A 13,886-nucleotide genomic window follows, 5' to 3' on the forward strand; every position below is an offset into this window, starting at 1 on the left:
AAAAAACCCTTTTGCATAAGGTATATTTTAAATGATAGAATATACATATACAGGAGGGTTTTTCTTTTATAAAATAAGTTTAATAAAATTGAGAGGTGAGCAGAATGAATTTTAATAATAGTCTAGAGTTAACTCAGTCTCAGAAGCTAATAATGACTACACAACTTAAGCAATCATTATCAATATTAAATATGAGTAAGTTAGAATTAGAAGAAGAGATTAAAAAAGAAGCAGAGAATAACCCATTAGTTGAAGTCGAGAAAAGTGGGGAGATTAATTGGGAAGAATATATAAAAGACATGGATAGGTCAAGACGTTTAGACAGAACAGAGATAAGCTATAATCCTGATAATGAAGTTAATCTAGAAAATTTAGTTAAATATTCGTCAAATTTATATGAGGATTTAAAATTTCAGATAAGCCTGTATAAACTTACAGATAAAGAATTGGAAGTCTGTGAGTATATAATTGATAGTTTAGATGAAGATGGATATTTAAGAACTGAGGAAAAAGTAATTGTTGATACCTTAAAGATAGATGAAGAACTTTTTGAAAAATGTTTGATTAGTGTTCAGCAGTTGGAACCTAGTGGAGTAGGGGCAAGAAGTCTTTCAGAATGTCTAATGATACAAATGGCTAGTTTGGGAATATATAATGAAATTTTAGAGGAAATCGTTACAAAAGACTTAAATTTAATTGCAAATAATAAATACAAAGAGATAAGTAAAAAGTACAATATGTCGCTACAAAAATGCGTTGAACTAATAAATATAATTAAGACATTAGACCCCAAGCCAGGAAGAACTTGTTCAGTAGAAAAAAGTGTATACATTCAACCCGATGTAACAGTAGAAAAAATTGATGATGAATTTATTGTATATTTAAATGAAAAAGATTCTTATCAAATAAGAATCAATAGTTATTATAAAGACATATTAAAAAATTCACAGTCTGATGAAAGTGCAAAAGAATTTATAAAAGAAAGACTAAATTCAGCAACAGGACTTATGAAAAATATAGAAAGTAGGAAAACTACAGTACTTAAGATTGCAGAAGAAATAGTAAAAGCTCAAGATGAATTCTTGAGAAAAGGGACAAAATATATAAAGCCTTTAAAAATGAAGGACATAGCAGAAAAGTTAAAATGTCATGAATCTACTATAAGTAGAGGTGTAAATGGTAAATATATGCTAACACCTTTTGGCGTATATGAATTTAGATACTTTTTCAGTAGTGCCATTGAAACTGAGAATAATGAAATGGCATCTAGTACAAGCATAAAAAAAATTATAAAGGAAACAATAAAAGACGAAAATAAAAAGAAACCTTTAAGTGATGACCATATATCTAAGTTACTAAAAGAAAAAGGAATCAATGTTGCAAGAAGAACAATTGCCAAATATCGTGAAGAATTAGGAATCCTATCTTCAAGTAAGAGAAAAGAATTCTAATAAGTAAAAGACAAATATCAGTATAGTAAGGGGAAAAGGCTAGTTAAAAGATGAATGTGAATTAGGCTAAAAATGTTATGAAATAAAATATTGAAAAATGTTAAAACGCTAGAAGGTATTCAAATACTAAAGAACATTAAATACTAAAAAATATTAAAATACTAAAATACTAAAGAAGATTAAAAAATTAGATAACATTAAAATTCATAAAGCGTTAAAATGCTAAAAATATTAAAAAACCATAGAATATTAAAATGTTAGAAAGAATTAAAAAATAGGGGAACATTAAATATAGTAGAAAATACTAAAAAACTAGAAAACATAATTAAATAATAGTTTGTAAAGAATAATTAAATATTAGAACAAGAAGAATACTGGGATAAATAAACTATTATTATTAAATTTAATAATTACAAAATGAAAAACACATAGAGTATAAATAAAATAAGAATATTAAATATAAATAAGATTAGCTAGAAATAAAATTAGTTAGAGATAAAATTATTATAATAAAAATATAAAAATATATGTAAAAAGCCTTATATAAAAAAGAAAAAATACTGTACTTTGAAAATGGTGGAGAAATATTCTACAAAACAAAAAAATAAAAAAGTTTTTGAAAAACTATTGAAATCTATACGCAAATCCTATAAAATAAAAATATCTTGTGGGACTTAAATAAACACTAGGGACGGAAAAAGTCCCGAAAGGAAAGCAATAAGGAGTATGTTATGAAGAACTTATTAGAAATTCAAAAAAAATTGATTCCACAGGCAATTGAACTTATGGAAAGAAGATACTCTATTTTAAGACAAATATCTTTAAGTGAACCAATAGGTAGAAGAACCTTATCAAATGTATTAGAGATTAGTGAAAGAATAATCAGGTCAGAAACTGAGTTTTTAAAAGAACAAGAACTTATAGATGTAGCTGTATCTGGTATGACTATCACTAAAGAAGGTTCTGATTTGTTAGACAAACTTAAGGACATCATGAGTGACATCATGGGATTGTCTAAGTTACAAGATAGAGTCAGAGAAAAGCTTGGAATAAAAAAGGTAATACTAGTTCCTGGAAGCTGTGATGAAAATGGAAGTTTACTAAAAGATGTAACTAGATATGGATGTGAGTATTTCTTAAGTATTTTAAAAGATGGAGACATTGTTTCAATAACAGGTGGAAGCACTATGCTAGAGTTTTCAAACGTTATTAAAACTGATAAGAGATATCCAAACTCTACAATAGTACCAGCTAGAGGCAGTATGGGAACTGATGTAGAGATGCAATCTAATAGTATAGTTGCTTCAATAAGTAAGAAGTTACATTCTAATTGCAAACTTTTACATATACCAGATGAGTTGGACGAAAGTGCAATGAAAACTCTTAGCCTAGTGCCAGAGATTAAGACAACTTTGGAGTATATTAAAAGAACAGACATTTTAGTTTTTAGCATAGGTAGAGCTGATGTCATGGCAAAGAGAAGAAAACTTCCAGAAGATAAGGTTGATGAGATATTATCTAAAAATGCAGTTGGAGAAGCATTTGGATATTATTTCAACAAAGATGGAGAAATAGTTTATAAATTAAACACTGTTGGAATTGATTTAGAAACAGTTAAACAAGTAAAAGAAACTATTGCAATCTTTGCAGGCACTGAAAAAGTAGAAGCATTATTAGCTATATCAAATATGCATAAAAACATGGTTCTTGTAACAGATGAAGAAAGTGCTTATAAGATATTGTCATTATTATAAAAGTCAAGACCTAGCACAGAGCTAGAAAACATACATTTACTTTATAGGAGGTAGCGAAAATGGTTAAAGTAGCTATAAATGGATTTGGAAGAATAGGAAGATTAGCATTAAGAAAAATGATGGAGCAACAAGATAAGTTTGAAGTTGTTGCAATAAACGATTTAACAGACGCTAAAATGTTAGCTCATTTATTTAAATATGATACAGCTCAAGGAAGATTTAACGGAGAAATAGAAGTTAAAGAAGGCGCTTTTGTAGTAAACGGAAAAGAAATAAAAGTAACAGCAGAAAGAAATCCTGCAGACCTACCATGGGCTGAATTAGGAGTAGATATAGTATTAGAATGTACAGGATTCTTTACATCTAAAGACAAAGCTGAAGCTCATATACAAGCAGGAGCTAAGAAAGTTGTTATATCTGCACCAGCTACTGGAGATTTAAAAACAATAGTATTCAACACAAACAGTGACATATTAGATGGTTCTGAGACAGTTATATCAGGAGCTTCTTGTACGACTAACTGTTTAGCTCCAATGGCTAAAGTATTAAACGATAAATACGGTATAGAAAAAGGATTAATGACTACTATACATGCATACACTAATGACCAAAATACTTTAGATGGTCCTCATCCAAAAGGTGATTTAAGAAGAGCTAGAGCTGCTGCTGGAAACATAGTTCCAAACACTACAGGAGCTGCAAAAGCAATCGGTCTAGTAATACCTTCATTAAAAGGAAAATTAGATGGGGCAGCACAAAGAGTACCAGTTGTAACTGGCTCAATAACTGAATTAGTTTGTACATTAGGAAAAAATGTTACAGTTGAAGAAATAAATGCAGCTATGAAAGAAGCTTCAAACGAATCTTTTGGATACACTGAAGAAATGTTAGTATCTTCTGACATAATCGGAATAAGCTACGGTTCATTATTTGATGCTACTCAAACAAAAGTTATGGAAGTAGATGGAAAACAATTAGTTAAAGTTGTTTCTTGGTATGATAATGAAATGTCTTATACTTCTCAATTAATAAGAACTTTAGGATACTTTGCACAATTAGCAAAATAGTCAGCTTTGAGAAAATAGAAAAGTAGATTGACAAAGTCCGAGTTTGTAGTTTAATACTATGGACTCTGGACTTTTTTTAAGAAAAAATATATAAAATACACCTAAATAATGTTACATACTATATATAAAAATATGATAATATGATATATTTAATAGGGTAAAAGTATGTACTATATTATACTTGGCAATAAAAAATTACTTTATTAAAAGGAGAGATATTTATGTCAATGCTTAACAAAAAAACTATAGAAGATATTGATGTGTGCGGAAAAAAAGTATTAGTAAGATGTGACTTTAATGTGCCATTACAAGATGGTGTAATTACTGATGAAAATAGATTGAACGGAGCTTTACCAACTATTCAATATTTAATTTCTAAAGGAGCAAAAGTTATATTATGCTCTCACTTAGGAAAGCCAAAAGGAGAAGCTAAACCAGAACTATCTTTAGCACCAGTGGCAAAGAGATTATCTGAAATGTTAGGTAAAGAAGTTGTATTTGCAGCAGACGACAATGTTGTAGGAGAAAATGCAAAGAAAGCAACTGAAAAAATGGAAAACGGAGATGTAGTATTATTAGAAAATACTAGATATAGAAAAGAAGAAACTAAAAATGAAGAAAACTTCTCTAAAGAGTTAGCTTCACTTGCTGAAATATTTGTAAATGACGCATTTGGTACTGCTCATAGAGCTCATTGTTCAACAGTTGGGGCAGGAGAATTTTTACAAGAAAAAGTTTGTGGATACTTAATTCAAAAAGAATTAAAATTTTTAGGAGAAGCTGTTGCAAATCCTGTAAGACCATTTACAGCTATACTTGGAGGAGCTAAAGTTTCTGATAAATTAGCTGTTATAAATGAATTATTAGAAAAAGTTGATAACCTAATAATAGGTGGAGGAATGGCTTATACATTCTTAAAAGCTCAAGGTTATGAAGTAGGAACTTCTTTACTTGAAATAGATAAAGTTGAATACGCTAAAGAAATGATGGAAAAAGCTAAAAATAAAGGTGTTAATTTATTATTACCAGTAGACGTTGTTATGGCAGACCACTTTGCACCAGATGCTACTCCAATAGTAACAGAAGATGCTAATGTAAAAGAAGATTATATGGGACTAGACATGGGACCTAAGACTATAGCAAACTTTGTAAAAACTATAAAAGAATCAAAAACTGTAGTGTGGAATGGACCAATGGGAGTATTTGAATTTGAAAACTTTGCAAATGGTACATTATCAGTAGCTAGAGCTATGGCAGAGTTAACTGATGCAACTACTGTAATTGGTGGTGGAGATAGTGCAGCGGCAGTTAATCAATTAGGATTTGGTGATAAGATGACTCACGTATCAACAGGTGGAGGAGCATCACTAGAATTTTTAGAAGGTAAAGAATTACCAGGTATTGCAGCATTAGATAATAAATAAACTAATATATAGAGGAGATTGTAAAATGAGAAAACCTATAATTGCAGGAAACTGGAAAATGCATAAAACAATAAAAGAAGCTTTAGAATTTGTAAATGAAGTTAAAGATAAAGTAAATTCTGATAAAGTAGAAGCTGTTATATGTGCACCATTTACTTTATTAAAGGATTTAAAAGAAGCTACTAAGGGTACAAATATAAAGATAGGTGCTCAAAATATGCACTTTGAAGAAAAAGGAGCATTTACAGGAGAAGTTTCACCTCTTATGTTAAAAGAAATAGATATGGACTATGTTGTAATAGGACATTCAGAAAGAAGACAGTACTTTAATGAAACTGATGAAACTGTAAATAAGAAAGTTTTAAAAGCTTTAGAAGTAGGAATAGACCCAATATTATGTGTTGGAGAAACTTTAGAACAAAGAGAAGCTGGAAAAACTAAAGATGTTTGTAGAGTTCAAGTTGAAAAAGCTCTAGAAAATGTTCTTAAAGATGATTTGGCAAAAGTAGTTGTTGCATATGAGCCAATCTGGGCTATTGGAACTGGTAAAACTGCAACTGCTGAAGATGCTAATGACGTTATATCTTATATAAGAGAAGTTATAAAAGGATTATATGGAGAATTAGCTAATGAAGTTAGAATACAATACGGTGGAAGTGTTAAACCTTCAAATGTAGCCGAAATAATGGGTCAAAGTGATATAGATGGAGCTTTAGTAGGTGGAGCTAGTTTAGCTAGTAATGATTACCTAGACCTTGTTAATTTCTAAGGAGTGAAATGATGAAAAAAACAGTTGCTTTAATTATTATGGATGGGTTTGGTTACAATAAGGATGTTAAGGGAAATGCAATTGCTGAATCCAAAACTCCTAATTTAGATAGAATAAAAAAAGAGTATCCAAACACATTGATAAATGCTAGTGGTCTTGATGTTGGTCTACCTGATGGTCAAATGGGAAATTCAGAAGTTGGTCATACTAACATAGGTGCAGGTAGAATAGTATATCAAGATTTAACTAGAATAACAAAATCTATAAAAGATGGTGACTTTTTTACTAATAAAGTTTTATGTGAAGCTATGGATAATGCAAAGGAACATTCTCTTCATGTAATGGGACTTTTGTCTGATGGAGGAGTACATTCACATATAGACCATCTTAAAGCTATAATCAAAATGGCAAAAGATAAAGGTGTAGAAAAGGTGTATGTTCATTCATTTACTGATGGTAGAGATACTGACCCTCAAAGTGCATTAGAATATGCTAAAGAAGTACAAGATAGTATGAATGAAATTGGAGTAGGAGAATTTGCTACAGTTTCTGGTAGATACTATGCTATGGATAGAGATAAGAGATGGGAAAGAGTAGAGCTTGCATACAATGCTATGGTTAGAGGTGTTGGTGAAAAAGCAACTTCTATTGAAGAAGCTATTCAAAACTCTTATGACGATGGAAAAAATGATGAGTTTATAATGCCAACAGTTATTATGAAAGATGATAAACCAGTTGGAAGTATAAAGGAAAATGATTCAATTATATTCTTCAACTTTAGACCAGATAGAGCTAGACAGATAACTAGAGCTTTAGTTTGTGAAGCGTTTGATGGATTTAAAAGAGAAGATATTAAAAACTTCTTTGTATGTTTAACAGAGTACGATATAACTATAGAGAATGTGCATATAGCATTTGGACCTCAATCTTTAGCCAACACTCTAGGTGAGTATCTAGCTAAAAATGGAAAAACTCAACTTAGAGCTGCTGAAACTGAAAAGTATGCACATGTAACTTTCTTCTTCAATGGTGGAGTAGAAGAGCCAAACAAAGGTGAAGAGAGATTATTAATACCTTCTCCAAAGGTTGCAACTTATGATTTAAAACCAGAAATGTCAGCATATGAATTGACAGATAAAGCTTTAGAGAAATTAGGAGAAGATAAGTTTGACTTTATAGTGTTAAACTTTGCAAATCCTGATATGGTAGGTCACACAGGAAGTATAGAAGCGGCTGTTAAGGCTGTTGAAACTGTAGACACTTGTGTAGGAAAATTGATAGATAAAATAGTAGAGTTGGGTGGAAGTGCAATAATAACTGCTGACCATGGAAATGCTGAATATATGTTAGACCCAGAAACAGGAAAGACTGTAACAGCTCACTCTATTAATCCAGTACCGTTTATTGTAGTTGGTCAAGAATATGAAAGTGCAAAATTATTGGATGGAGGAAGATTATCTGATATAGCACCAACTGTTTTGGATATGATGAATTTAGAAAAGCCAGAAGAAATGACTGGTCATTCACTTATTTCAAGATAACTGATTCTGATAAGTAGAGAATAAGATATAAACTACAATATAAATTTGAAAATAGCACAGTTTATATTTATTTTGTAAGGTCTGCTATCGTAAAGTATAGATGCAAGTATATTTTATAAAGTTTACAAGATAGAGAATTTATAAAATATAAAAATTATAAGATAGATAATGATGCAAATAATAATAATTAATATATATTATATAAGCAAAAATTTTAGAATCATTAGTTGTACATTTTATGTTTAATGTTTTAAATCTAGTTATAATATTCGTGTATTGAAGATTGGTTTTGGATTTTAGACAAGTTTTTTTATATTATATAAATTAAAATATTATAAAAATAAAATAAAAATAGGAACTTTTACAAATTTACCCATCAAATAAATTTGTACCTAATTTTCAAAAACGACTTTATGTACTATAATATAGAAAGTAGATTAAAATAGTAGACGGATGTTTACAGTAAATGAAAATTTAACTAATAGAAAATCGAAGGGAGATATACAAATGTCAGTTATTGAATTAGTATATGCTAGAGAAGTATTAGACTCAAGAGGAAATCCAACTGTAGAAGTTGAAGTAGTATTAGAAGATGGAGCAATGGGAAGAGCAATAGTTCCATCAGGAGCATCTACAGGAGCTTTTGAAGCTGTTGAATTAAGAGATGGAGATAAGGGAAGATACTTAGGAAAAGGTGTAAAAACAGCTGTTGCTAATGTAAATGAAATAATAGCACCAGAAATAGAAGGAATGGATGCATTTGACCAACCAGCTATAGATGCAATCATGATAGAATTAGATGGAACTCCAAACAAAGGTAAATTAGGAGCTAATGCTATATTAGGTGTTTCAATGGCAGTAGCTAGAGCAGCTGCTGATGAAATAGGTCTTCCATTATTCCAATATTTAGGTGGAGTAAATGCTAAACAACTACCTGTTCCAATGATGAACATATTAAATGGTGGAGAGCATGCTGATAATAACGTTGATGTTCAAGAATTCATGATATTACCAGTAGGAGCTTGTTGCTTTAAAGAAGGTTTAAGAATGGGAGCAGAAGTATTCCATTCATTAAAGAAAGTTTTAGGAGAAAAAGGATTAGCTTGTGGTGTAGGTGACGAAGGTGGATTCGCTCCAAACTTAGGTTCAAACAGAGAAGCTTTAGAATTAATAGTTGAAGCTATAACAAAAGCTGGATATAAGCCAGGTGAAGACGTTATGTTAGGTCTTGACGTTGCTGCTACAGAAATGTACAACAAAGAAACTAAAAAATACGTTTTAGCAGGAGAAGGAAAAGAGTTAACTGCTGCTGAAATGGTTGCTTTATATGAAGATTGGTCAAACAACTTCCCAATAATAACTATAGAAGATGGTTTAGACGAAGAAGATTGGGATGGATGGAAGTTATTAACTGAAAAATTAGGAAATAAATTACAATTAGTTGGTGACGACTTATTTGTTACAAATACAGAGAGATTAGAAAAAGGAATTGAAAATGGAGTTGCTAACTCTATATTAGTTAAAGTTAACCAAATAGGTACAATAACTGAAACTTTAGATGCTATAGAAATGGCTAAGAGAGCAGGATATACTGCTGTTATATCTCATAGATCAGGAGAAACTGAAGATTCTACTATAGCAGATTTAGCTGTTGCAGTAAATGCTGGTCAAATAAAAACTGGTGCTCCATCAAGAACTGATAGAGTTGCTAAGTACAACCAATTATTAAGAATAGAAGAAATGGTTGGAGAGCAAGCTAGATACTGTGGATTAAAATCTTTCTACAACTTAAAAAAATAGTTATTAAGATTAAAGAGATAGTATAAAAGGTTTAAGTTTGTCTTATATAAGGATAAGTGTTAGTTGATTTTTCAAGTCACTTATCCTTTTTCATATTTCATTCCATAATTTTATTCACAGATTTAGATAAAATACGAATAAAAGTTTTAATTTCATCTTTATCTAATTGGCATAAGATATTTTATTAAAAAAATAAATAAAAGTTCTAATATACTTTGATTTAATCATAATTGTATTAAAGTATTATTGCTAGAGATAGGTTATTATATAGATTATTTATTTTAAATTATGTTGATAATTCAGAGTTATACCTATATCTTAAAATAATCGTTTTACTTTGTTGGCTATTTATAATATATACAATGAGAGTAGATTATTTTAAGTGTCAATTTATGTGTTAATTTAAATAGTTTCATTTTCTAAATTTTGTTAGTTTTTATATTAAGAATATAGTAAGCAATTATATATTCTTTTTGTGTATGATTTATAACATAATGGTCTTGAAATGACTATATTATTGTGATACACTAAAGAGTAATGAAATTTAAGTAATAAACAGATAGGAGGGGCAAGAATGAGCAACATTTTAATGGGTGTGCAAGTAGTACTAGGGATTTTACTAGTAATTAGCATAATGCCTCAAGATTCAAAGAATGCTTTACCTTCAGAGTTTGGTGGAGAAGGAAGTCAAGCTTACTTTAAACCAAAAGGAAAACAAGCATTTCTTGCTAGAGTTACAAAGATAACAGCAGTATTATTTTTTATAAATGCATTGGCATTACTTATAGTTAAGAAGTAATGATATTGTTGAATAACTGGCCATTATTTGATTAGTGCATTTGCTATATATTTAAAAATTAAATTTAGTTTTTAATAAAAGTACGTAAAGTAAAGAGTACAAAACATAAAAACTGGACTGATAATTTTATATTGTTGGTCCAGTTTTTATGTTTAAGATTAAGTTAGATATTTATTAAGTTATGTATTTATAAATATTATCTTAAAAATATCCTATTTCAATATATTTAATTTTCTATTTTATTGATGCTTTTAATATATTTAATTTTTTATTTATTAATACTTTTAATATATTTAATGCTTTTTAGTGTACTACTTGATTATATAAAAAGGAAGTTTATTTATGGATATATTTTGTCTATTTACAATCATGTGTATATTTTTTAAAACAAACAATTAGCTTATTATAATTTGGACAAGTATTCTAAATAGAATGTATAAGTAAAAGCGTACAGTTATAAAATATCATATAAGTAAATATGAATATCTAAATAAGATTATTCTGTTTTAAAATAAATATTATTAAAAATACTGTAATTATAGAAAATGCAGAAGTAAATACTACAATTTGCCCAGCTAGCTCACTATCAGAATCCATCTGTTGTGCCATTGTAAATGAAGAAACTGCAGTTGGGGCAGATAACATTATCATAAGTGATGCTAATTCTACATTTCTAAATCCAAGAAAAATGCTAATTGGTAAAAATATCGATGGTATAAGTATGAGTTTTCCACATACTCCCAATATAATGGGTCTTACATGTCCCTTTATAGAAGAAAAACTAAAAGAGCCACCTAGAATTATAAGAGATAAAGGCGTTGCTATTTTAGATATATCACCAATTGTCTTATGTAAAAATGTAGGAATATTAATATCTAAAATTAACATAATAAGACCAATTACAGAAGCTATTATAAGTGGATTTGCTATAATGCCCTTAACCATATGTTTTATGTTTACTTTACCACCCTTAAAAGTTTCAAGTATTACAACAGATAAAACATTAAACATAGGTACAATAACGGCTATTAATAAAGATGTGACTCCAATACTATTATCACCAAATAGTGAAATTGTCACAGGAATACCAAATATAACGAAATTACTACGAAATATGCCTTGTATTAAAGCACCTCTTGTTTTAATATCTTTTTCAATCTTAGGGATAATAAAAACTAAGATTAAGAAGATTGAAAAAATGATTATAATAGCTACAGACATAAGTTTAAAATTAAGAGAGCCATCTAAATCTGTATTGTATATGTTAAAAAATAATAATAGTGGCAAGAAAGATTTGAAACAGACATTATTCATTTTATTTAAAGTATGGACATCAAATAGACCTAATTTTTTTAGAATATATCCAAGTGACATTGTGAGAAACAAAGGAAGAACAACATTTACTGATAGAATTAAATTTTCCAAATTTTATTTTCCGTAACTCAATAATTAAATTAAATTCCCATCAGGGCATCTTAAATAAATAGATTTAATTTTGCCAAAGACTTCTATACATTCTAAAATTCCTTGATCAGTTTGAATCTCATTTTGTTCTAAGTATTTTTTTGTCTCATCAATATTCTTGTTTATTCTAAAATAAAAATCAGTACTACCTGTCTGTACGTTTTTCCTATGTGGTAGAAGCTCATATTTTTTATTTATTTCCTTAAAGTTAAAACCAAGTTTTTTATAAAAACTGATACAATTTTCTATATTATTAGTAGTAATGACTACATAGTCTATTTTTTTTATCATGACAACTCCTTAAGATTTAATATAGATTGATATAATGACAATTAAGTTAATCATTAATCAAATGTAGGCATTTAATTAATGATTAGCTATAGTCAAATCCAATTAGTTAGAATAACTTCCTTTTAATGTAAATGTATCTAAAACATGTCCGTCCATAGCTTTGAAAAATTCATTCATATAGAATCCTTTTTCAAGGTCAAGGATAGTATCAAGTGCAAATATATGTATTTCATAGACATGGGGTCTGTCTGGAGGAGCCATACCACCATATACACTGGCCTCTAATCTACCAAGACCTCCTAACTTACCATGCCAGCTAGTAGTTCCCTGAATAAAATCAGTAGCTGTTATACTTTCATTTTCGTTTAACTCGTTTCTTGTTATATTTGCAGCTAGCCAATGTATCCATGCAAATCCACATACAGGAACAGAATCTTTGTCTTCTAAAAATACAGCAAAGGATGCTGTATTCTTTGGAGCATCTTCAAATTTTAGAGGTAGAGAATATGTAGGCATACCATCTTCATTGAACTGGTTTCCTCTTTTTACATATTTATCTTCTATAACACCATTTACTATACCTGTACTAGTTACTTTCATAATAATTTACCTGCTATATAATAAATTAATAGAATATATCTGTAATTTAATTATATACTAGTTGGAAATAATGGTAAATTACTTACTTTTTTTCTTAAGAATGTCTTTTATACCATTATCCAACATAAAATTAATTCCTATAGCTTGCATTATATCCAAAGTATCCAGCATTTGCTTCCTTTTTACCTTTTATCATATCATGTGTTAGTTCTAATGGGTAAGTATACTCACCACGAAATTTCAAGTAAGTTCACCTCCAGTTTACTTTGCCAAGATACGTTTTGAAGCAAGCTTATATACAAACTCAACTTTTTTATTTGATATATCCCATGAATCTAATTCTTTTTTTATTAAATTTGGATATTTTTTACTTATATCTCTAAGAGCATTGCCTATAGATTTTCTCAAATATTCGCTATCATCTTCTTTTAAACTAGAAAGTAGTGATATAGCAACATCAGGATTAGATTTAAAATAGTCTCTACTAGTCCAAATTCTAAGACCTTCTGTCACAGCTCTTTTTATGTTTGGACTATCAGAATTAAGCCATTCTTTTATTACAGGAAGTGCCTTTTCATATCCTATTTCATTGCAATAATAATCAAATGATTTAGCTAATATTTCTTGTACTCTCCAGTTTTCATCTTTACTCACATTGTCTTTTAAAAATAACAAAGCTTCAGAAATAGTTACTGATATAAAACCAAGTATAAATACTGCTAATTCTCTTACTTGATAATACTCTGATCTATATAAATAGATTGATAGATAATAACATTTTTTTGAGTCATTATTTTTTACAATCTTTTTAGCAATATTTTCAATTTCTTTAAAGCCATTTTCTATAGTAATAATTTTTGCTATTACTTCTTCCAATTTTATCTCCTCCAATAAGTAGATTAGTTTAAATTTCGTGTGGTTATTTG

12 protein-coding genes are annotated in these 13,886 nt (G+C 29.0%); 8 read left to right on the forward strand and 4 right to left on the reverse strand.

Annotated features, from left to right (window positions below; translation table 11 throughout):
* The first annotated feature begins 104 nt into the window (after positions 1–104).
* The 8 genes from rpoN to secG all read left to right on the forward strand — a co-directional run bounded on the left by rpoN (position 105) and on the right by secG (position 10,605).
* Complete coding sequence (gene rpoN / locus KGF42_RS12125; protein ID WP_227822955.1) at positions 105–1,451, forward strand: RNA polymerase factor sigma-54; 1,347 nt, start codon at positions 105–107, stop codon at positions 1,449–1,451.
* Between the two features lie 731 nt (positions 1,452–2,182).
* Positions 2,183–3,205: a sugar-binding domain-containing protein gene (locus tag KGF42_RS12130; RefSeq protein ID WP_227822956.1), complete on the forward strand. Its 1,023-nt coding sequence runs from the start codon at positions 2,183–2,185 to the stop codon at positions 3,203–3,205.
* Between the two features lie 59 nt (positions 3,206–3,264).
* Positions 3,265–4,272 (forward strand): type I glyceraldehyde-3-phosphate dehydrogenase, encoded by a 1,008-nt coding sequence (gene gap, locus KGF42_RS12135; RefSeq protein WP_003421962.1) that lies wholly within the window; start codon positions 3,265–3,267, stop codon positions 4,270–4,272.
* Between the two features lie 221 nt (positions 4,273–4,493).
* Positions 4,494–5,696, forward strand: coding sequence for a phosphoglycerate kinase (locus KGF42_RS12140; protein ID WP_227822957.1), 1,203 nt, complete (start codon positions 4,494–4,496; stop codon positions 5,694–5,696).
* A gap of 25 nt (positions 5,697–5,721) precedes the next feature.
* On the forward strand, positions 5,722–6,465 hold the full coding sequence (gene tpiA, locus KGF42_RS12145) for a triose-phosphate isomerase (RefSeq protein ID WP_003421957.1): 744 nt from the start codon (positions 5,722–5,724) through the stop codon (positions 6,463–6,465).
* An 11-nt stretch (positions 6,466–6,476) separates the two neighbouring features.
* Positions 6,477–8,006: a 2,3-bisphosphoglycerate-independent phosphoglycerate mutase gene (gpmI, locus tag KGF42_RS12150; RefSeq protein ID WP_413927018.1), complete on the forward strand. Its 1,530-nt coding sequence runs from the start codon at positions 6,477–6,479 to the stop codon at positions 8,004–8,006.
* Between the two features lie 507 nt (positions 8,007–8,513).
* A complete protein-coding gene (eno, locus tag KGF42_RS12155; RefSeq protein ID WP_227826411.1) occupies positions 8,514–9,806 on the forward strand; it encodes a phosphopyruvate hydratase in 1,293 nt (430 codons plus the stop codon).
* A 574-nt stretch (positions 9,807–10,380) separates the two neighbouring features.
* Positions 10,381–10,605: a preprotein translocase subunit SecG gene (secG, locus tag KGF42_RS12160; protein ID WP_003421948.1), complete on the forward strand. Its 225-nt coding sequence runs from the start codon at positions 10,381–10,383 to the stop codon at positions 10,603–10,605.
* Between the two features lie 486 nt (positions 10,606–11,091).
* Here the strand turns inward: secG and KGF42_RS12165 are convergent, their stop codons facing one another.
* The 4 genes from KGF42_RS12165 to KGF42_RS12180 form a co-directional block, all read right to left on the reverse strand.
* Positions 11,092–12,030: an AEC family transporter gene (locus tag KGF42_RS12165; RefSeq protein ID WP_227826412.1), complete on the reverse strand. Its 939-nt coding sequence runs from the start codon at positions 12,028–12,030 to the stop codon at positions 11,092–11,094.
* 24 nt (positions 12,031–12,054) lie between these two features.
* On the reverse strand, positions 12,055–12,360 hold the full coding sequence (locus KGF42_RS12170; protein ID WP_227826413.1) for a VOC family protein: 306 nt from the start codon (positions 12,358–12,360) through the stop codon (positions 12,055–12,057).
* 102 nt (positions 12,361–12,462) lie between these two features.
* Entirely contained in the window at positions 12,463–12,960 is a 498-nt protein-coding gene (locus KGF42_RS12175) for a YbhB/YbcL family Raf kinase inhibitor-like protein (RefSeq protein ID WP_227826414.1), read from the reverse strand.
* Between the two features lie 261 nt (positions 12,961–13,221).
* Positions 13,222–13,836, reverse strand: a complete 615-nt coding sequence (locus tag KGF42_RS12180; RefSeq protein ID WP_227822846.1) for a HEAT repeat domain-containing protein — start codon at positions 13,834–13,836, stop codon at positions 13,222–13,224.
* Between the last annotated feature and the right edge of the window lie 50 nt (positions 13,837–13,886).

This window comes from Clostridioides sp. ZZV15-6383, from assembly GCF_020657735.1.
GTDB classification, from domain to species: domain Bacteria; phylum Bacillota; class Clostridia; order Peptostreptococcales; family Peptostreptococcaceae; genus Clostridioides; species Clostridioides difficile_D.

What these genes read in the sequence shown, in the direction of transcription:
- KGF42_RS12140 (WP_227822957.1), top strand. Translation starts at nt 4,494, where the DNA reads ATGTCAATGCTTAACAAAAAAACTATAGAAGATATTGATGTGTGCGGA.
- rpoN (WP_227822955.1), top strand. Translation starts at nt 105, where the DNA reads ATGAATTTTAATAATAGTCTAGAGTTAACTCAGTCTCAGAAGCTAATA.
- secG (WP_003421948.1), top strand. Translation starts at nt 10,381, where the DNA reads ATGAGCAACATTTTAATGGGTGTGCAAGTAGTACTAGGGATTTTACTA.
- KGF42_RS12130 (WP_227822956.1), top strand. Translation starts at nt 2,183, where the DNA reads ATGAAGAACTTATTAGAAATTCAAAAAAAATTGATTCCACAGGCAATT.
- KGF42_RS12175 (WP_227826414.1), bottom strand. Translation starts at nt 12,960, where the DNA reads ATGAAAGTAACTAGTACAGGTATAGTAAATGGTGTTATAGAAGATAAA.
- gpmI (WP_413927018.1), top strand. Translation starts at nt 6,477, where the DNA reads ATGAAAAAAACAGTTGCTTTAATTATTATGGATGGGTTTGGTTACAAT.
- gap (WP_003421962.1), top strand. Translation starts at nt 3,265, where the DNA reads ATGGTTAAAGTAGCTATAAATGGATTTGGAAGAATAGGAAGATTAGCA.
- KGF42_RS12170 (WP_227826413.1), bottom strand. Translation starts at nt 12,360, where the DNA reads ATGATAAAAAAAATAGACTATGTAGTCATTACTACTAATAATATAGAA.
- eno (WP_227826411.1), top strand. Translation starts at nt 8,514, where the DNA reads ATGTCAGTTATTGAATTAGTATATGCTAGAGAAGTATTAGACTCAAGA.
- tpiA (WP_003421957.1), top strand. Translation starts at nt 5,722, where the DNA reads ATGAGAAAACCTATAATTGCAGGAAACTGGAAAATGCATAAAACAATA.